We start from the raw sequence: 18,564 nt of genomic DNA, 5'->3' as shown, positions 1-18,564 counted from the left end.
CTAGCGATATTATTTCGAGCCTGGCCTCACCAGGACAGTGATTTTCATGAGAAACTTTTGAAACGATCGGCAAGAGCGGGGAGCGAGATGAATTTTTTCAAGCTATCACGACGCGGCGCGCGCAAGAAGGACGCAGCGCTCGACATCAGGTTTTATCGTGATTATTATGCCGACTTGAACAATGCTACGGATGACGAGATCGTCCGGCATTGGAACGAGTTCGGGCGGGTCGAGGGCCGTTTCGGGAACGAAGCCCAGGCCCGCGCTGCCGCCGCAGCCAGCAGCGGGCTTCCGAAAGATTTCGACGTCCACACGTATCTGCGGCTGAACCCGGACGTCGCCGCCGCGATCAAGTGGGATTTCCAAGCGGTCTTCCATTACGTCGACCATGGCAGGGCGGAGCGCCGGCCCTACGCCAGTGCGCAGCTCGCCGCGGCGTCGGGCGTCGCGGGGAACGGCCTTCCCCGTAGTTTCAACCTCGCAAGCTACATCGTCTACAATCCCGACATCGCGCGGGTGATCCCGTCGACGGCCGGGCGCCTGAAGCACTACTTCGATCACGGCCGTGCCGAAGGCCGCAACGGCACACCGCCCCACTACGACGCGGCCTTCGTTTCGCAACTGTACGGCATCAGAGTTCCGCAAGGGCTAGAGCCCGAGGAGGCGGTCGCTACCGTCAAGCAGCGCTTGCGCCCGGATGATGATCAGCTCGTCTATTTCAGCGAAGAGGAGATCGCCCGCTTTCACGGCATCAATATTCCGTATTTCTCTCGATATTTCGATCATGATTATTATCGGTACAAATATCTTAGAGATAACAGAAAATTCTTCAATCGGGCCGAATGCATTCGGCATTTCTGTGAGACCGGTCAGCATGAACAATTTGACATCTCGCTCGACGGCGCCTTCGACGACGCGTTCTTCCGCGCCGAGTACGAAGCCGACGGCTCCTCCATCGAATCAGCGCGGCAGGAGCGCTACCGGCGCTGGTTGAGGAGTGACGCGGACGAACCGCGCTGGCCGAACCTGAGGGCGCTCGTGCAGGCGACCGAGGGGGCAAAGCTGCCGCGCGCGGTCGAGGCCGCAGTCGCGACCCACATGGAGCAGGGGGCGGATCAGGCCGAGCCGGTCAAGCCGAGCCGGATCGTAAAGAATCTGCTCGCCTGGGCGCTGGACCTGAACGATCCCTCGGTCGCCGGCTTTATCGTCGACGTGGCTGACGCGCGCGCGATTGAGGGTAAGAGTGTCGAGGCCGCCGAACTGTATGCGCGCGCGCTGGTCTACGCGCCTGGGCACCCCCGCGCCCTCAACCATCGGGCTGACCTGCTCCAGCGCGGCGGCAATCTCGTCCTGGCGACCAGCCTGCGCCGGCACATCGTCGCGCTCGATGCCGGCAACGAGTGGACCTTCCGCCACTTGGCCCAAGGCCAGCTGGAGCTCGGCGAGCCGAAGGCCGCGGAGTGCACCATGGCGGCGGGCGTGAAAAAGTATCCGGGCGATGTCGGCCTGCGTCGTCGGCTGCGCGAGATCCAGGAAAAATTCTTCTACGACGTCTGGGAGAAGAGCGCGGACGTCGCCTTGCGCGCGGGCTACGGCGAGGCACGCACGCGCGTGACCGAGGCCGCGCGGCGCCTCGCACGGGACGAGGAGCGGCCGGTGGTGGGCGCGAGCCCCGTCCGCCGCGTCGCCGTCTACGCCAATTGCGACCTGGCGCAATGCCGCTTCTACCGGGTCGACCAGCGGGCAGAGCAGCTCGCGGCGGCCGGCTACGAGGTTACGGTCTACGATTATACCAAGGATCATGACAAGTATATATCCGATCTCATGCAGATCGACTATACGATATTCTACCGAGTTCCCGCATTTCCCAACGTCATCGATGCCATCTCCAAGACGGCAGAACTCGGCATCGTGACGATCTACGACATCGACGACCTGGTATTCGACTCTGATTATTTTCCGCCAGGGCTCGAAACCTATGCCGGCCTGATCGACGCCCGTCAGCATGCCTCGATGGCCTGCGGCGTCAGTCTGTTCGCCGAGGCCGCCGCCTTGTGCGATTACGGCATGGCCTCGACACCGAGCCTCGCCCGGCACCTCGAGCGCCGGGTCCGGACCGGCACGGTGTTCCACCAGCCGAACGCCCTGAGCAGCCCGCATGTCGTCAGCATGCAGGGACAGGCGCAAGGGCAGGGGACCACGGCCCGGGACGTCGTCACGATCTTCTACGGCTCGGGCACCAAGGCTCACAAGCTGGACTTCGAGCAGCTGATCGAGCCGGCGCTGGCGCGCCTGTTCGAGACCCATGGGGCCCGGATCCGCGTCGTGGTGATCGGCGACGTGACGGTCTCGGACCTGCTGCGCCCCTGGGCCGAGTACATCATCGTCTCGCGGCCGATCGCCAATGTCGGATCGTACTGGGACCTCCTGCGCGAGGCCGACATCAACATCTCGGTGCTGGTGCCGGACGCGTTCAACGACTGCAAGAGCGAGATCAAGTGGATGGAGGCCGCGATGTTCGGCATTCCGTCCGTGGTGAGCGCCACGCAGACGCATCGCGAGGTGATCGTCGAGGGCGAGACCGGCTTCCTGTGCGAATCGAGCGCGGCGTTCCACGCCGCCCTCGACCGCCTGGTCCGCTCACCGGACGACAGGCGGCGGATCGGCGAGGCGGCCCGGCAGGTCGTGCTCGACCGCTACGGGATGGAGCGCCAGGCGCGGGAGCTGACCGGGACCATCGAGCGGTCGACGGCGCGCCAGCTCGCCCCGCGCAGGAAGCTCGTGATCGTCAACGTGTTCTACCCGCCGCAGGCCATCGGCGGCGCAACCCGGGTGGTCTACGACAACGTCCGCTCGCTCAAGCGGATCCTCGGGCCCGAGTGGCAGATCGACGTGATCTGCACCCTCGAGGGCGGGCCGACGCCCTACGCCCTCGACTGGTACGTGCGCGACGGCGTGCGGGTGTTCTGCATCACCGCCGCCAATCGCCCCGACATCGACAGCCTCGTCGAGGATCCCGAGATGGAGCGCGTCTTCGACCGCGTCCTCGACCGGATCGACCCCGACCTGATCCACTTCCACTGCATCCAGCGGCTGACCACGAGCTGCGTCACCGCGGCGATCCGGCGCCGCATCCCCTACCTGATCACGATGCACGACGGCTGGTGGATCTCGCCGCACCAGTTCCTGATCGACGGCAACCGGAGGGTCGTGACCTACGACTTCACCGGCAAGGCCCCGCTCGACACCTACATGAGCGAGGATTACGTCCGGGCCCGGACCCTGCTGCGCTGCATCAGGAGCGCCGAGCGCGTCCTGACCGTATCGCAGCCGTTCGGCGACCTGTGCCGGCGCGTCGGCCTCGACCGGATCGAGGTGGTCGAGAACGGCGTGTCGCGCCTGCCCGAGGTCGTCCGGACCGAGAGCCCGACCGGCCGGGTCCGCCTCGGCTTCATCGGGGGCCTCGCCGACCACAAGGGCTACGGCCTGATCCGCAACGTGATCCGCAACGAGCCGTTCCGGAACCTGAGCCTGCTGCTGATCGACCACGCCATGCACCCGAACGAGCGGGTGACGGAGGAATGGGGCAGCGTGCCCGTCGAGATCAGGGGCAAGTTCCCGCAATCGAGCGTCGGCGGCCTCTACGCCCATATCGACGTGCTGCTCGCGCCGTCGGTCTGGCCGGAGAGCTACGGCCTGGTGACCCGCGAGGCGATCGCCGCGGGCTGCTGGGTCGTCGCGTCCGACCGGGGCGCGGTGGCCGATTGCGTGGTCGAAGGCCGCAACGGCTACGTCGTCGACGTGGCGGACGAGACCGGCCTCCTCACGGCGCTCCGCTCCATCGACGACAACCCGGCGATCCACCTGCGCTCGCCCGATCACAGCGCCTCGATCCGCAAGGCGGACCAGCAGGCGGAGGAGCTCGCGGTCATCTACGGCGAGGTCGTCGAGGCCGACCGGGCGAAGCGGGCCTGATCCCGCGAGCCTCGGCGCCGACCGCCCTCCCCCCGGGGACGGCGGCCGGGGGTTTTCGCGTCCGAGCATGACACCCGGAAAGACGAAACGCCCCGGCATCGATCCGTCGATGCCGGGGCGTTTCGTCTTGTGCAAGAGGCTCGGGGTAATACCAACGGTCGTTGGAAACGACCTTTGGTTCCGTTCTCGAATTTTCGCCAAGCCTCTGGCTTGAAATCGAAAATTCGAGTTGGATCAATGGCCCGATGCGTCAGCATCCTGGGCCATTGGTATAAGGTCTCCCGACTCCGGGATCTTATCAGCGCCGCGGCTGGAACAGCGGCTGGGCCAGGGCCTCGGCCCGGGCCATCCACAGGTCGCGCTCGGCGCGCAGTTCCTCGGCCCGGTCGACCTCCTGCTGCACGTGGGTGCGCAATGCGCGCAGCTCGTCGGCGAGCATCGCCTGCAGCTCGTCGTAGCGGCCGTGCTCCTGCCTCAGCCGCGCCTTGAGCATCATGTTCTCGGCCATCAGCGCGGCGAGATCGTCCTGCTCGGCAACAGGCGCCGCCGCAGGAGCCTCGGGCGCCGCCGGCTCGCTCGGGACGACGATGCGCGGCTCCCAAGCCGGCGAGGCCTCGGCCGGCCGGCGCGGTGCGGCGCGCGCCTGGTCGGCGGCGTCGATCCGCGACAGGGTCGCGAGCCAGTCCTGAAGCGGGCCGGAGGGCTGCCGCGCCGCGGCGGGGGTCTGCGTCTTCAAGGCGGGATCGGACACGCCGCATCTCCTGGAAATCTTGAGGACCAGTTAACCTCCCGCATGGTTAAGAACCGGTAAATGCGCCCTCGATCCGGGCGGACCTGGTTTCGGACGTTGACATCGCGGGCGCAGGAGGCTAGGCCCCGGCCTCTCAAGACGAGGTCTCGTCTCGACGCCGACCGGCCCGTGAGGCCGGAGGTCAACGCCCGACAGCGCGATGCGCCCTCGGGCGCGACTTGCGTTGGGCGAATCCTCGGGATCGGCCGCCTCACCGGGCGGCCCGCAGGAGACCGGATGACCAGGACCGACCCTACGCCGTTGCGCATCGAGGACGCGGTGAACGAGCTCTGCCCCTGGTCGGGCAAGCCGATCGCGGCCGACTCGCTGACGCTCTACAACGGCGCGGTCGTCGGCTTCTGCAATCCCGGTTGCCGCGACAAGTTCGAGCGGGCGCTGAGCCACTTCGAGGGCGCCCTCCAGGCCCGGCGCGCCGCCTCCGCGGGCCTGCAAGAATGACCTCGGACGAATAATCCCCGGAGACTGACGCGCATGTTCGAAGGCCTCTCCGACCGCCTCTCCGGCATCCTGTCCGGGCTGACCCGCCGCGGCGCCCTGACCGAGGCCGACGTGACCGCCGCCCTGCGCGAGGTGCGCCGCGCCCTGCTGGAAGCGGACGTCGCCCTCGAGGTCGTGCGCTCCTTCACCGAGAAGGTGCGCGAGCAGGCGGTCGGCGCCGTCGTGCTGAAGTCGGTGACGCCCGGCCAGATGGTCGTGAAGATCGTCAACGACCAGCTCGTGGCGATGCTGGGCGGCGAGGCCGGAATCATCGACCTCAACGCGCCGGCCCCCGTCGGCATCCTGATGGTCGGCCTGCAGGGCTCGGGCAAGACCACCACCACGGCCAAGATCGCCCGGCGCCTGACCCAGCGCGACAAGCGCCGGGTGCTGCTCGCCTCCCTCGACACCCGCCGCCCGGCGGCGATGGAGCAGCTCGCGATTCTGGCGAAACAGGTCGGCGTCGAGTCGCTGCCGATCGTCGCCGGCCAATCGGCGGTGCAGATCGCCAAGCGCGCCATGGAAGCGGCCCGCTTGGGCGGCTTCGACGTGGTGATGCTCGACACCGCCGGCCGCGTCACCCTCGACGAGGCGCTGATGCAGGAGGCCGCCGACGTCAAGGCGGCCACCAACCCGCACGAGGTGCTGCTCGTCGCCGACGCGCTGACCGGCCAGGACGCGGTCAACACGGCGCGTGCCTTCGACGGGCGCCTCGGCGTCACCGGCATCGTGCTGACCCGCATGGACGGCGATTCCCGCGGCGGCGCGGCTTTGTCGATGCGGGCGGTCACCGGCAAGCCGATCAAGCTCGTCGGCACCGGCGAGAAGGTCGATGCGCTGGAGGAGTTCCATCCGGCCCGCGTCGCCAACCGCATCCTCGGCATGGGCGACATCGTCTCGCTCGTCGAGAAGGCGGCCGAGACCATCGACCAGGAGCAGGCCCTTCGCGTCGCCGAGAAGATGCGCAAGGGCAAGTTCGACCTCGACGACCTGTCGATGCAGCTCGCCCAGATGGAGAAGATGGGCGGCATCGGCGGCCTGATGGGCATGCTGCCCGGCATGGGCCAGATCAAGAAGCAGGTCGAGGGTGCCAACCTCGACGAGAAGATGTTCAAGCGCCAGCGCGCCATCATCTCGTCGATGACCCCCGAGGAGCGCCGCAACCCGGACGTGCTCAAGGCCTCGCGCAAGAAGCGCGTGGCGAAGGGCGCCGGCGTCGACGTCTCGGAGATCAACAAGCTCCTCAAGATGCACCGCACCATGGCCGACATGATGAAGGCCATGGGCTCGGGCAAGCGCGGCATCGGCCAGGCACTCGGCAGCATGTTCGGCCTCGGCGGCGGTGGCATGGGGGGCATGGGTGGATTGGGCAAGATGATGGGCGGCATGCCCCAGCCCACGCCCGAAATGCTCGCCGAGCTGCAGAAATCCCTGCCGCCCGGCACCTCCCTTCCGCCGATGCCCCCGGGCCTCGGCGGTCCCAAGGCGCCCGGCCCCGCCGGCAAGCTGCCGGCAGGCCCTGCCGGTAAGGCGCCCCCCGCCGCTCCCGGCCTGCCGGGCTTGGGCGGCAAGCTCCCCGGCCTGCCCGGCCTCGGCGGCCTCCCCTTCGGCAAGAAGAAGTAGGCGGTCCGGGATCCGTCAGGATCCCCCCGTCCGCATCGTCGAACAACCCTCGAACCTCAAGCACAGGAAGAGACCCATGTCCCTTAAGATCCGCCTCACCCGTGGCGGCGCCAAGAAGCGCCCGTACTACCGCATCGTCGTCGCCGACGCCCGCGCTCCCCGCGACGGCCGCTTCATCGAGAAGGTCGGCGCCTACGACCCGATGAAGCCGAAGGACGATCCGGCCCGCGTCATCCTCGAGACCGAGAAGGTCCAGGCCTGGCTCGCCAAGGGCGCCCAGCCGACCGACCGCGTCCTGCGCTTCCTCGACGCCGCCGGCCTCGCCAAGCGCCCGACCCGCAACAACCCGCAGAAGGCCGAGCCCGGCACCAAGTCCAAGGAGCGCGCCGCCGCCCGCGCCGAGAAGGCCGGCGCCGCCGCCGACTCGGCCGAGTAAGCGCCTCGTGGCGCGCCGCCCCGACGCCCGTCCTCCACGCGGCAAGACCCCTTCGGGTCCGGCCCCTGGGGGCTCCGATCCGCGCCGGGGCGCAGGCGCGCCCGCGCCGCTTCGCGGCAAGCCAGCGCCCGCGCGCACCGAGACCGGGATCGCCACCGATCCCGGCTTCGTGCTGCTCGGCGAATTCGGTCGCGCCCACGGTCTCAACGGCGAGGTGCGGCTGAAATCCTACACCGCCGACCCGACGGCGATCGGGTCGTACGGCCCGCTCACCGGGGCCGACGGCCGCCTCATCGAGATCGCGTCCTTACGCTCCGCCGCAGGCACCGGCGACATCCTGATCGCCCGGGTCGTGGGGGTCTCCGGGCGCACCGGCGCCGAGGGCCTGAATCGCCTCGCCCTCTACGTCGCGCGGGACCGCCTCGGCGCGCCCGAGGAGGAGGACGAGTTCTTCGCCGCCGACCTCGTCGGGCTGGCGGTGGTCGACTGCCACGGCGACCCCGTCGGCACGGTGCGGGCGGTGCCCAATTTCGGTGGCGGCGACCTCCTGGAGATCGCCCCGGCCACCGGCGGCAGCCCGGCCCTCCTGCCCTTCACCAAGGCTTTCGTGCCGGAGATCGACATCGCCGGCCGGCGCGTCGTCGTCGATCCGCCGGAGGACCTGTTCGCCCCGGCCGCGCCGCGGGATCCGGACGACGCCTGAGGGTCGAGCAGTCTCCCCCAGCCGGTGATCGAGCGCACGAAGTATCCCACCCTCCACCTCATCCTGAGGTGGAGGGTGGGATTTTTCTCACGGGCTTTCGGGTGCCGGGAGTCGCCCTCTTCGAACAGGCTTTCAGTCTGAAAGCACTCTTGCCGTGTCGACAGGCCCCAAGTGTCGGGCACCGTCATGGCCTCTCTCCACCGTCGCAAATATTGTCAGGAGAAGCGGTGATCCTGGCCGCCCGAGAGGCGAATCCACCATCCCTCCCCAGCTCGAATCGGCTAAAGCGTCCCCGTTTCCCTTGGACGCGACCGGTGACGACGATGCTGAGATCTGCCCTGCTGGCGTCCTGCCTGGCCTGGAGCGGTGCCGCCCTGGCCACCGAGGTGAAGCTGCCCGGCAAGGCGGCGATCGGCCCCGAGAGCCGTGAGATCGCGGTGACGTTCAGTTGCACCCCATCGCGGTCGCGTACCGAGACCGGAAGCCTGGGTCTCGGCTTCGACATCCCGAATTTCGAGGCCCTGGAGAAGCGCTTCGACTTCGGCGCCTTCGAGGGTCCCACGGGCACCCGCAAGCCGCTGACCGAGATCACTGTCGCGCAAAGCGTGCGCCTGTCGGCGAATGGCTCCATCGCGATCGACGGCACGTCCTTCACGCTCGGGACCGGCGCGTCCCTAAGTGGTGAAGCGGCCGAGCTGAAGCGGGTCAGGGCGGTCGCCGCTTCCGTCGGCGCCGGACCGGGAACCTTGCGCTGGCGCCAGGAGAGCCCGCGCAAGGGCGACGACCCGATCGTGGTCACGGTGCCGATCAGCACATCGGACGCCGACCGGCTCAAGGCGGCGCTGGCGCCCTGCCTGAAAGGCTGAGAACTACCGCCGCCAGATCCCGATCCGGTTCGAGCGCGCCTGCTCCTCTGCGGCGAGCAGGTCCGGCGTGGCATCGGCGCTGGCGCGGCCGCCGCCGTTGAACAGGATCAGCTCGGACAGGTCCTTCCCGTCGAGGGAGCAGCGATAGGCGCTACCCTCCCCCGCCGGTGCGCAGGCGACGTCGCGCCGGCGCAGGTAGCGGCCGAGCTCGCGGGCGTTGCGGCCGGACAGGCCGTCGACCCCGACGAGCCGCACCGTGCGCCCGTCGAAATCGAGGGTGCCGGTATCGACCACCGCCGGGCTGCCCCGCAGCACCGCGCGACCCACGGGATCGCGATCGTTCAGGGTCCGGGGATCGGCATCCGGCTCGGCGATGCTCGCCGTCTCCGGCCGCGGCGCCGGGGCGGCACGCGCCTCGGGCTTGCCGGTCTCATTCTTGCCGGTCTCGACCTTGCCCGCCTTGGCCCGGGCCGCCAGCGCCTGGGTGACGAAATCGTGCCAGATCAGGGCCGGCATGTCGCCGCCGGTGACGCCGGCCATCGGCGAATTGTCGTCGTTGCCGAGCCAGACGCCCACCACCAGGTCGCCGGCAAAGCCGACGAACCAGGCGTCGCGGCTGTCCTGGGTGGTGCCGGTCTTGCCCCCGGCCGGGATCGACACCCGGGCGTTCTTGCCGGTTCCCTCCCGCACCACGGCGCTGAGCAGATCGAGCATCGCGGTGCGCGCCGCCTGGTCGCGGGCGGGCGTCGGCGGGGTCTGCGGCCTGTTATACAGCGTCTGGTCGCGGGCGAGGATCTGGCGGACCATGTAGGGCTCGATGCTCTCGGCGCCCGCCGCCACCGCGGCGTAGGCGCGGGTCATCTCCAGCAAGGTCGTCTCGGCCGAGCCGAGGGCGAGGCTCGGCAGGTTCGGCAGGTCCGAGGTGACGCCGAGGCCGCGGGCCGTCTCGATCACCGCCGGCATCCCCACCGCCTCGGCGAGCTGCACCGCCACGGTGTTGATCGAATGGGCGAAGGCGGTGCGCAGGGTGACCGCGCCGCGATAGCGCCCGCCGTAATTCTCCGGCTCCCATTCGCCGATCTGGGTCGGCCTGTCCATCATCGTCGAATCCGGCCGGTAGCCCTGGCGCATCGCCGTCAGGTAGACGAACAGCTTGAACAGCGAGCCCGGCTGGCGCTTGGCCTGGGTGACGCGGTTGAACTGGCTGTCGGCATAGTCGCGCCCGCCCACCATCGCCAGGATCGCCCCGTCGGTCGACATCGCCACCACCGCGCCCTGCGAGACCTTGCGGCGCTCGCCGTCCTGGTCGAGGCGGCGGGCGAGCACGCTCTCGGCGATGTTCTGGAGCGTCAGGTCGAGGGTGGTGCGGACCGTCGCGTCCGCCGGCCCGGCGCCGATCAGCCCGCGGACCGACTCGGCGACGCCGTCGACGAAGTAGTTGGTGCCGACCGGCGTCTCCGTCGGCACCCGGACGGTGGCGGGGGCGCGCTTGGCCGCGTCGGCCTCTGCCTTCGTGGCCGCGCCGGTCTCCACCATGGCGTCGAGCACCTGGGCGGCGCGGCCCCGCGCCCCGTCGAGGTTGCGGTGGGGGGCGAGCTGCGAGGGCGCCCGCACCAAGCCCGCCAGCATGGCCGCCTCGCTGAGCGTCAAATCCTTGGCCGGCTTGCCGAAATAGCGCTGCGAGGCCGCATCGGCGCCGTAGACGCCGGCGCCGAAATAGGCGGCGTTGAGATAGCGGGTGAGGATCTCGTCCTTCGGCAGCTGCGATTCCAGCCACAGGGCCAGGACCGCCTCCTGCACCTTCCGCTTCAAGGTACGGTCCTGCGACAGGTAGCTCATCCGCACGAGCTGCTGCGTCAGGGTCGAGCCGCCCTCGCGGGTACCGCCGGCGGCAGCGTTGCGGAAGGCCGCCCGCACCAGCCCGCGCAGGTCGATGCCGTGATGCTCGTAGAAGCGGCGATCCTCGATCGCCACGATCGCCTTGGCGAGGACCGGCGGCACCTCCTTGGGCGACAGCTTCGCCCCCTTGATGACGCCGCGGGTGGCGAAGGCCTGCCCGTCGGCGGCCTTGACCACCAGGGCGGAAGCAGTGGGCTCGACCGTGAGCCCGCCATTCACCGGCAGGGTCGCAAGCGCATAGACCGTATAGGCGAGGACGAGGCCGACCGCGAGCGCGGCGGTGCCCGCCGTCAGTCGCAGCCACGGCACGCGCCGGGCGACGGCGGCCACCGGCTTCCAGGCCGCCGCCGTGGCGGCGGCGGCGCGGCGGGTGGCGGGATGGTCGGCGAAGCGACCGGCGCCCGCCCGCACCGTCGAGAAGCCCGAGCGTGCGGCCGGCCCGATGCGGGCGCCGAATCCTGCAACAGCACGGGAGAATCCCGCGAACAGGCCCTCGGACCGGCTCCCGGGCTTCGCTCCCGCAGGCTGCCCTCCCGACTGAGCGGCCGGCTTGGCCGCCCCTCCGAGGTCGAGCCAGTCGCGGTTGCGTCCATCGGATCCGGGTTCGGGCGACCGCTCAGTCAAGGCTCAGCATCCGACCTAAGCAGGATTCGCAAAAGCGGTCGCCGGTCATGCGAATCCTGCGAGAAAACCAAGGGTCTCAACGGATCGGCGTCGGTCCGCCGACGCCGATCCGTTCAGCGCGGCTCGATCCAGCGCGCCGGACGAGCAGCGGCCGGGCGGCTGAAATGCAGGCGGTGCACCTGCCGGTGGCGGCGATACTGGTGGCGCCCGTAATGGCGGCGATGGTGCCAATGGCGCCGGTGATGCCAGTGCCGGCGATAATGGCGGCGGTGGTGCCAGTGGCGGCGATGCCAGTGCCGCCGGTGCCAGTGGCGGTGGCGACGCCAGCGCACGGTCTCGACCGTGGAGGGCTGGTCGAGGGCGGTGGTGACCGCGGCACTCGGCATCAGCGGCGAGGCGCCGGCGAGGCCGCCGAGGCCGGTGAGCAGCAGGAAGGCCAGCAGCAGGGTACGAATGCGCATCGGGGCTCCGGGCGGTGGATCCAGGCGGCGCGGCGCGACACCGGAATGCCGCCCCGCACGAAGACCGGAACTCAACGCCAAGCTCTGCCGTTCCGTTCCCGCGTCAGAGGTGTGCGCAATCCCAAGCCTGGCCGTTGCGCGGCGATGCGTTAGGTTGGGAGTGTCACGCGTTCCTGCGCGTCTGGACGGAGAGGTATGCCATGCGGCCGGGCATGAAGCGGCTCTATCGGTGGTCGGCGGCGGCGGCGTTGCTCGTGGCCGGCATCAGCGCGGCGGAGGCCGGCTGCGTCCGGCGGGTCATCAACCGCTCGCCCTACTTCGCGATGGCGAGCCGCAACGGCGGCCCCAGCGTCGGCATCCCGCCCCATTCCTCGCGCTCGATCCGCATGATGGCGCCGGGCCGGGTCGACATCGCGACCTATTGCACGGGACGCGGACCGCGCGGGCGCCTCGTCCCGGTCGGGCCGCCGGTGGCGCAGGACAGCTACACGTTCACGGCGATCATCGACCGCTGCTACTACGATCTCGGCCTGATGGGTTTCGGCCAGGGCGGAACCGAGCCGTTCGTGCTCAACGACCCCCGCCAGGGCGACCTGACGGTCGGTCCGTTCGGCCCGGCCTGCCCGCCGCGCTGAAGCACGGCAACCGGGGTTGCGCTCCCGAAATGAACTGGCTAAGAAGCCCTCGTCGGCGGCCAGCGAGGGCGCCGGCCAGAAACGTTCCCCGATAGCTCAGTTGGTAGAGCAGGCGACTGTTAATCGCCTTGTCGTAGGTTCGAGTCCTACTCGGGGAGCCATTCTCCTTCTGACATGATGTTGGATCCTGGGGCGATACCTCTGCGCCCGCTCGACGATCCGGCCGTCAGCCCTCCCCTCCCCGACTCGTCCGCCGGAACGCCGCCGGGCTCATGCCCGCCCGCGCCGCGAAGAACCGCGAGAAATACGCCGGATCGTTGAAGCCGAGATCGAAGGCGATCTTCGAGACCGGCAGCGTGGTGTAGATCAGGCTGCGCTTGGCCTCGAGCATCAGCCGGTCGTGCAGGATGCCCTGCGGCGAGCGCCGCACCGCCTCGGTGCAGGCCGCGTGCAGCCGGTCCGGGCTGACGCCGAGCGACGCGGCGAAGCGGGCGACCGGCCAGCCCTCGCGCAAATGCGCCTCGACCAGCCGACGGAAGCGGCGGTGCAGGTCGGCCCGCGCGAGGGCCGCCGGCTCGGTGATCGAGCGCGCGGCCCGGGTGCGCAGCACGCCGACGACCAGGAGCTTGACCAAGGCCGCCACCGCGCTCGCCGCTCCCGGCAAGGCGCCGGAGGCTTCCCGCATCAGGGTCTCGACGAGATTCGCGAGATCGAGGTCGATCTCCTCCGGCGAGCCCGGCCGGCCGCTGAACGTCGCCTCGGCGGCATCGCGCAGGCGGGCCGCGTCCGGGTCGGGATCGAGCAAAGCGGCGAGGAAGTCGTCGGCGAGCGACAGGACCACGCCGTCGGTGCCGGGCCGGAACGAGAAGGCGTGCACCACTCCCGACGGTACCCAGATCAGCCAGGGCGCGCAGAATTCCTCGCGCCGCGCATCGAGCGACAGGGCGCCGTGGCCGCGCGTGACGACGAGCCCCTGCGTCAGCGCGCCGTGGCGGTGGGGTGCGATCTCCCAATCGTGCAGGGCCGCGCTGGTGCCGATCCGCTCGGCATGGACGAAGCTCGGCACCGTCGCCTCGGCGGTCTCGCCGTAGAGGCGAAAGACCGGGATCGGCCGCTCGCGGTGCGTCTGCATCGTTGTCTCCTCCCGCCCATGGCAGAGTCGTGGCGGAAAAGAAAAGGCGCGAGTGTCTCCTCTCCCCGCGGGCGGGGAGAGGGCTGCGTCCCCGTTCAGGGGACGCAGCGAGGCGATAGCCGAGGGTGAGGGGGTGGTGCCGGAGGAGTCTCATCCGGAGATACCCCCTCACCCTCGCTCCGGCTTCGCCTCCGCTTGCTACGGACCCGACAAGGGGTCCGCAGCCCTCTCCCCGCCCGCGGGGAGAGGAGAAAACCCGCGGCCCTTCTTCACCGGAGAGCCCCATTGAAGCTAACGCCCCGCACCAGATCCGTCCAAGAAATTCCGGCGCCCGTCCATGGCCGGCCCCCGCCCTGGCAGGTAGCGTCCGAGCGTCGAACCGGACCAGTTCCAAACTGCTGATCCGGCACGCGAAACCTGTGTGCGGCGCAACACCGGCCAGCCGACCGTCGGACGCTTCCGGGCGATCCGCCCGGCGACCCGATACGGCCAAGCCCAATCGCCGCACGACCGGACCGTCAGCGAGGCGAAAAGACCCGCGAGGCCGACGCGACGAGGGAGAGAACGATGACGGACGCCAAGGGCTTCCCCCTGAACGCCTGGTACGCCGCCGCCTGGGACCACGAGATCGGCCGCGCGCTGACGCCGCGCCGGATCTGCGACAAGGACGTGGTGCTCTACCGCCGCACCGACGGCGCCGTCGCGGCGCTCGAGGATGCCTGCTGGCACCGGCTGCTGCCGCTGTCGCTCGGCCACCTCAAGGGCGACCAGGTGATGTGCGGCTATCACGGGCTCGTCTTCGACGCGTCCGGCCGCTGCACCTTCATGCCGGCGCAGGAGACCATCAACCCCTCGGCCTGCGTGCGCGCCTTCCCGGCGGTGGAGCGCTACCGCCTGATCTGGCTCTGGATGGGCGACCCGGCTCTGGCCGATCCCGACCTCGTGCCGGACTTCCACTGGAACAGCGACGCGCCGTGGGTCGGCGAGGGCGGCACCTTCTACGGCCTGAAGTGCAACTACCGGCTGGTCATCGATAACCTGATGGACCTGACCCACGAGACCTACGTCCATGCCGGCAGCATCGGCGACGACGCGATCACCCGCAGCCCGTTCGAGGTGACGCATACCGACACCTGCGTCACGGTCGAGCGCTGGATGGAGAACATCGAGCCGCCGCCGTTCTGGGCGCGCAACCTCGGCAAGCCCGGCCATGTCGATCGCTGGCAGATCATCCGGTTCGAGGCGCCGACGGTGGTGGCGGGCGACGTCGGGGTGGCGCTCGCCGGCACAGGCGCGCGTCAGGGCGACCGGTCCCAGGGCGTCAACGGCTTCTTCCTGGCGGCCATTACGCCTGAGACCGCGACGAGCTGCCATTATTTCTGGAACTTCGTGCGCAGCTGGCGCACCGACGACGAGGAACTGACGAAGAGCCTCAACCGCGCCCACGTCAACGACGGCAAGGGCGTCTACGACCAGGATCACGACGTGCTGGAGGCCCAGCAACGGGCGATCGACCGCCAGCCGCGCCAGCCGTTCTACAACCTCAACATCGATGCCGGCGCGCTCTGGGCCCACCGCCTGATCGACGGCATGATGGCGAAGGAGGGCCGAGCTCCCAGCAAGAATGATCCGGCCAAGGCGACCCCGTCCGTCGGCATCGCGGCGGAATAGTGCCATGGCCGCGACCGACTGGCAGCCGGCGCGCCTGCGCGCCACCCGGGCGCTGACGCCCGATATCCGCCTCTTCGAGATCGAGCCCTCGGAGATCGAGCAGGCCTCTCCCGGGGCACCAGCCCCGCCCGGCAGCCATCTCGGGGTGGCGGTGATGATCGGCGAGCGGCCGGATACCCGCTCCTACTCGCTCCTCGATTCCGGCGCCGACGGGCTCTACCGCATCGCCGTGAAGCGCCTGCCCGACAGCCGCGGCGGCTCGGCCTACATGCACGGGCTGGAACCCGGCGCGCGCCTCAGCATCTCCGGCCCACGCAATCATTTCGGCCTCACCCCCGGCCGGCCCGGCTACCTGCTCGTCGCCGGCGGCATCGGCATCACGCCGCTGCACGCCATGGCCCTGGCCCTGCACCGCGCCGGGGCGCCGTTCCATCTGCTCTACGCGGCACGGACCCCGCAGGACCTGGCTCTCGCCGACGACCTGCGGGCACGGATCGGCGAAAGGCTCCGTACCTTCACCGACGAGGAGGGCGGGCGGATCGACCTCGCGGCAGCGATCGCGGACCTGCCGCCCGGCGGCGAGGCCTATCTCTGCGGCCCTCTCGGGATGATGGAGGCGGGCCGCCGGGCCTGGGCGGAGGCGGGCCGCCCGGCCCAAGGCCTGCGGTTCGAGACCTTCGGCACCGGCGGCCGCCACGCCGCCGAGGCGTTCACGGTCCGCATCCCGCGCCTGTCCCGGGAGATCGTCGTCCCGCGCCACCAGACCATGCTGGAAGCGCTGGAGGCGGCGGGTGTGGGCATGATCCACGATTGCCGGCGTGGCGAATGCGGGTTGTGCACGGTGAAGATCCTGGACACCGACGGCACCGTCGATCACCGCGACGTGTTCTTCAGCGACGCCCAGAAGGCGACGAACGCGCAGCTCTGCACCTGCGTGTCGCGGGTGGTGGGCGGCGGGATCACCATCGATACGGCGGATCGTGCGGGGTGAGGCGGACGGTTCGACGAAAGCCAGTCGAACCGCGACTTCTCTCAGAACTCCAACGTGATCCCGGGGCTCGGCGAAGTCGAGAACCCGGGATGACGTTGCCGAACGAGGCGACAAGCCTTCCGCCTTGTCCTGCATCGTCAGCGGTTATGGATCCCGGGTTCCGCTGCGCGGCCCCGGGATGACGCAGAGGGTGTCACGCCCCGCGCCATATTCAAAAAAACGATAATCCAAGTCTTCGGGAGGACAACCTTGGTCACCGCACAGGACACATCCGACCCCCGCCCCGCCATCCGCCAGGGCGCCATGACCCCGTTCCAGGTCGCTGCCGTCGCGGTCTGCGTGCTGATCTGCGCGCTCGACGGCTTCGACGTGCTGGTCGTCGCCTTCACGGCGGCCTCGATCGCCAAGGACTTCGCCCTGAAACCCACCGATCTCGGTCTCCTGTTCAGCGCCGGGCTCGCCGGGATGGGGCTCGGCGCCCTGCTGATCGCCCCGTTGAGCGACCGCCTCGGCCGGCGCACCACGGTGCTCGTCTGCCTCGCCATTCTGTGCATCGGCATGCTGGCGGCGGCCGCGACCCGCACGCTGACCGAACTCGCCCTGGTGCGGCTGTTCACCGGGCTCGGCATCGGCGGGGGCTTGGCCACCGTCAACATCGTGGTGGCCGAATACGCCACCGACCGCTGGCGCAACCTGTCGATCTCGCTGATGTCGCTGGGCTATCCGATCGGCGCGACCCTCGGGGGCGCGTTCTCGGTCTACCTGATCGGGGCCTTTGGCTGGCGCTCGGTCTATGTCTTCGGCGGCCTCGTGGCGCTGGCCCTCGTGCCGGCCGTTCTGGCCTTCCTACCGGAATCCCTCGATTACCTCATCGGCCGCCGTCCGGCCGGGGCACTGGCGAAGGTCAACCGGGTGCTGGCGCGCCTCGGACGCCCGGCGCTCGGCGCCCTGCCGGCTCCCTCGCGGGCCGAAGCCGAGACCGGCGCCAGCCTCGCGGCCATCGCACGGCCACCCTACCGTGCCCGGACGCTCGCGGCCTGCGCGGCATATTTCTGCGTGATGACGACCTGCTACTTCTTCCTGAGCTGGACCCCGAAGGTGCTGACCGAGCTGGGGCTCAGCGTCAGCGGCGGCATCTCGGGGGCGATGCTGATGAATCTCGGCGGCGCCGCCGGCTGCCTGCTGTTCGGCTTCGTCGCCCGCCGGACCGGGACGCGCCGGCTCGCCGCCGCCTTCATGGCCGGGCTCTTCGTCGCCGCCACGCTCTTCGGCCAGGTTCCGGCGACGCCCGCGGCGCTGCTCGCCGCTACCCTCTTCATCGGCTTCTGCCTCTACGGCTCGATCAACGCGATGTACGCGGTGGTGCCGCCGATCTTCCCGGCCCCGGTGCGGACCACCGGCACCGGGCTCGCCATGAGCGTCGGACGCCTCGGCGCCGTCACCGGCCCAGGCCTCGCCGGCATGCTGATGGCGGCGGGCTGGGAGCGGGCGGAGTACTGCCTGGCGCTCGCCCTGCCGATGCTCGTGGCGGCGTTCTGCCTGCGCTGGGTCGCGGCCGAGGAGCCGTCGCCGCGGTCGGTGACGGGGGTGGCGTCGATCGCACGGGGGTGAGCGTCGAGCCGGCGGCGGAGACGCAATCCCCGCGCGGACGATGGCCGGCTGACGCGAGGGCACTATCTCGCCGCGTGCGATCCTTGCGAGATCCCTCGCAACCGGGCGCGCGGCGAGAGGGCTCCGTGAAGGTCATCCATGACGATCCGCCGATGCGCGACGAGATCGCCGCCGGCTTCTATCCCGCCTTCGAGGATCGCTGGCGCCGGGCCGAGCTCGCCGGGCGCTGGCTGATGCTGGCCTTCGTGGGCGTCTGCGCGTTGGGCCTTCTCGGGCGCGGCCCCTTCAGCGAGCACACCCGGGCGAACCGCGACGGGTCGATCGTGATCCACTACGAGCCGGTGGCCCGCTTCGGGGCGCCGACGATCGTGCGCCTCGACACCCGGGTCCCGCCCGGCGGCGACGAGGTCGCGGTGACGATCGCCAAGGAACTCGTCGACCTGTTCGGCCTCGAGAGCATCACGCCGCGGCCGGAGAGCTGGCAGGCCGCCGGCGCCGGCATCCGCCTCGTCTTCCCGGTGATCCCGGGGGAGACCCACGCGGTGATCCGCTTCACCGGCTCGCCGAGCTTCCGCGGCGGCGTGAACCTCACCGCTCGCCTCGACCAAGGCGAGACATTATCCTGGTCGCAATTCGCGGTGCCTTAGAG

The 18,564-nt window shown here is 69.9% G+C and carries 15 protein-coding genes and 1 tRNA gene; 12 read left to right on the top strand and 4 right to left on the bottom strand.

Annotated features, from left to right (window positions below):
* Positions 1-87: 87 nt before the first annotated feature.
* Complete coding sequence (locus HBB12_RS14570) at positions 88-3,975, top strand: glycosyltransferase (RefSeq protein ID WP_236990009.1); 3,888 nt, start codon at positions 88-90, stop codon at positions 3,973-3,975.
* 298 nt (positions 3,976-4,273) lie between these two features.
* Here HBB12_RS14570 and HBB12_RS14565 read toward each other — a convergent pair whose 3' ends face one another.
* Positions 4,274-4,726, bottom strand: coding sequence for a hypothetical protein (locus HBB12_RS14565; RefSeq protein WP_236990008.1), 453 nt, complete (start codon positions 4,724-4,726; stop codon positions 4,274-4,276).
* Between the two features lie 276 nt (positions 4,727-5,002).
* On the opposite strand from HBB12_RS14565, the gene HBB12_RS14560 reads away from it, so the two are divergent.
* From HBB12_RS14560 to HBB12_RS14540, 5 genes are all read left to right on the top strand, one after another.
* Positions 5,003-5,224 (top strand): eL24 family ribosomal protein, encoded by a 222-nt coding sequence (locus tag HBB12_RS14560; RefSeq protein ID WP_236990007.1) that lies wholly within the window; start codon positions 5,003-5,005, stop codon positions 5,222-5,224.
* A gap of 33 nt (positions 5,225-5,257) precedes the next feature.
* Positions 5,258-6,886 (top strand): signal recognition particle protein, encoded by a 1,629-nt coding sequence (ffh, locus tag HBB12_RS14555; protein WP_236990006.1) that lies wholly within the window; start codon positions 5,258-5,260, stop codon positions 6,884-6,886.
* Between the two features lie 76 nt (positions 6,887-6,962).
* Positions 6,963-7,322 (top strand): 30S ribosomal protein S16, encoded by a 360-nt coding sequence (gene rpsP, locus HBB12_RS14550; RefSeq protein WP_139034811.1) that lies wholly within the window; start codon positions 6,963-6,965, stop codon positions 7,320-7,322.
* A 7-nt stretch (positions 7,323-7,329) separates the two neighbouring features.
* A complete protein-coding gene (gene rimM / locus HBB12_RS14545) occupies positions 7,330-8,025 on the top strand; it encodes a ribosome maturation factor RimM (RefSeq protein WP_442919264.1) in 696 nt (231 codons plus the stop codon).
* Positions 8,026-8,348: 323 nt separating this feature from the next.
* Complete coding sequence (locus HBB12_RS14540) at positions 8,349-8,891, top strand: hypothetical protein (RefSeq protein ID WP_236990005.1); 543 nt, start codon at positions 8,349-8,351, stop codon at positions 8,889-8,891.
* A 3-nt stretch (positions 8,892-8,894) separates the two neighbouring features.
* On the opposite strand, the gene HBB12_RS14535 is transcribed toward HBB12_RS14540, so the two are convergent.
* Complete coding sequence (locus HBB12_RS14535) at positions 8,895-11,414, bottom strand: PBP1A family penicillin-binding protein (protein ID WP_236990004.1); 2,520 nt, start codon at positions 11,412-11,414, stop codon at positions 8,895-8,897.
* 113 nt (positions 11,415-11,527) lie between these two features.
* Positions 11,528-11,875: a hypothetical protein gene (locus HBB12_RS14530; RefSeq protein ID WP_236990003.1), complete on the bottom strand. Its 348-nt coding sequence runs from the start codon at positions 11,873-11,875 to the stop codon at positions 11,528-11,530.
* Positions 11,876-12,075: 200 nt separating this feature from the next.
* Between HBB12_RS14530 and HBB12_RS14525 the strand changes: the two genes are divergently transcribed.
* Together HBB12_RS14525 and HBB12_RS14520 are read left to right on the top strand one after the other, a co-directional pair.
* Positions 12,076-12,510, top strand: coding sequence for a hypothetical protein (locus tag HBB12_RS14525; RefSeq protein WP_236990002.1), 435 nt, complete (start codon positions 12,076-12,078; stop codon positions 12,508-12,510).
* Positions 12,511-12,595: 85 nt separating this feature from the next.
* A tRNA-Asn gene (locus HBB12_RS14520) sits at positions 12,596-12,671 on the top strand.
* A gap of 65 nt (positions 12,672-12,736) precedes the next feature.
* Here the strand turns inward: HBB12_RS14520 and HBB12_RS14515 are convergent.
* Entirely contained in the window at positions 12,737-13,642 is a 906-nt protein-coding gene (locus tag HBB12_RS14515) for a helix-turn-helix domain-containing protein (protein ID WP_236990001.1), read from the bottom strand.
* 567 nt (positions 13,643-14,209) lie between these two features.
* Here HBB12_RS14515 and HBB12_RS14510 point away from each other — a divergent pair.
* From HBB12_RS14510 to HBB12_RS14495, 4 genes are all read left to right on the top strand, one after another.
* Complete coding sequence (locus tag HBB12_RS14510; protein ID WP_236990000.1) at positions 14,210-15,313, top strand: aromatic ring-hydroxylating dioxygenase subunit alpha; 1,104 nt, start codon at positions 14,210-14,212, stop codon at positions 15,311-15,313.
* Positions 15,314-15,317: 4 nt separating this feature from the next.
* Entirely contained in the window at positions 15,318-16,304 is a 987-nt protein-coding gene (locus HBB12_RS14505; RefSeq protein ID WP_236989999.1) for a PDR/VanB family oxidoreductase, read from the top strand.
* A gap of 249 nt (positions 16,305-16,553) precedes the next feature.
* On the top strand, positions 16,554-17,915 hold the full coding sequence (locus HBB12_RS14500; protein ID WP_236989998.1) for an MFS transporter: 1,362 nt from the start codon (positions 16,554-16,556) through the stop codon (positions 17,913-17,915).
* Positions 17,916-18,040: 125 nt separating this feature from the next.
* Positions 18,041-18,562, top strand: a complete 522-nt coding sequence (locus HBB12_RS14495; RefSeq protein ID WP_236989997.1) for a hypothetical protein — start codon at positions 18,041-18,043, stop codon at positions 18,560-18,562.
* Positions 18,563-18,564 lie beyond the last annotated feature (2 nt).

This window comes from Methylobacterium sp. SyP6R, assembly GCF_019216885.1.
Classification (GTDB): Bacteria; Pseudomonadota; Alphaproteobacteria; order Rhizobiales; family Beijerinckiaceae; genus Methylobacterium.
The sequence above is the reverse complement of the archived record's forward strand: the minus strand, read 5'-3'. Positions and strand labels throughout refer to the sequence as shown.

Bases quoted from the DNA above. Each gene is read 5' to 3' on its own strand.
- HBB12_RS14570 (WP_236990009.1), top strand. From the start codon at position 88: ATGAATTTTTTCAAGCTATCACGACGCGGCGCGCGCAAGAAGGACGCA.
- HBB12_RS14560 (WP_236990007.1), top strand. From the start codon at position 5,003: ATGACCAGGACCGACCCTACGCCGTTGCGCATCGAGGACGCGGTGAAC.
- ffh (WP_236990006.1), top strand. From the start codon at position 5,258: ATGTTCGAAGGCCTCTCCGACCGCCTCTCCGGCATCCTGTCCGGGCTG.
- rpsP (WP_139034811.1), top strand. From the start codon at position 6,963: ATGTCCCTTAAGATCCGCCTCACCCGTGGCGGCGCCAAGAAGCGCCCG.
- HBB12_RS14540 (WP_236990005.1), top strand. From the start codon at position 8,349: ATGCTGAGATCTGCCCTGCTGGCGTCCTGCCTGGCCTGGAGCGGTGCC.
- HBB12_RS14530 (WP_236990003.1), bottom strand. From the start codon at position 11,875: ATGCGCATTCGTACCCTGCTGCTGGCCTTCCTGCTGCTCACCGGCCTC.
- HBB12_RS14525 (WP_236990002.1), top strand. From the start codon at position 12,076: ATGCGGCCGGGCATGAAGCGGCTCTATCGGTGGTCGGCGGCGGCGGCG.
- HBB12_RS14515 (WP_236990001.1), bottom strand. From the start codon at position 13,642: ATGCAGACGCACCGCGAGCGGCCGATCCCGGTCTTTCGCCTCTACGGC.
- HBB12_RS14510 (WP_236990000.1), top strand. From the start codon at position 14,210: ATGACGGACGCCAAGGGCTTCCCCCTGAACGCCTGGTACGCCGCCGCC.
- HBB12_RS14505 (WP_236989999.1), top strand. From the start codon at position 15,318: ATGGCCGCGACCGACTGGCAGCCGGCGCGCCTGCGCGCCACCCGGGCG.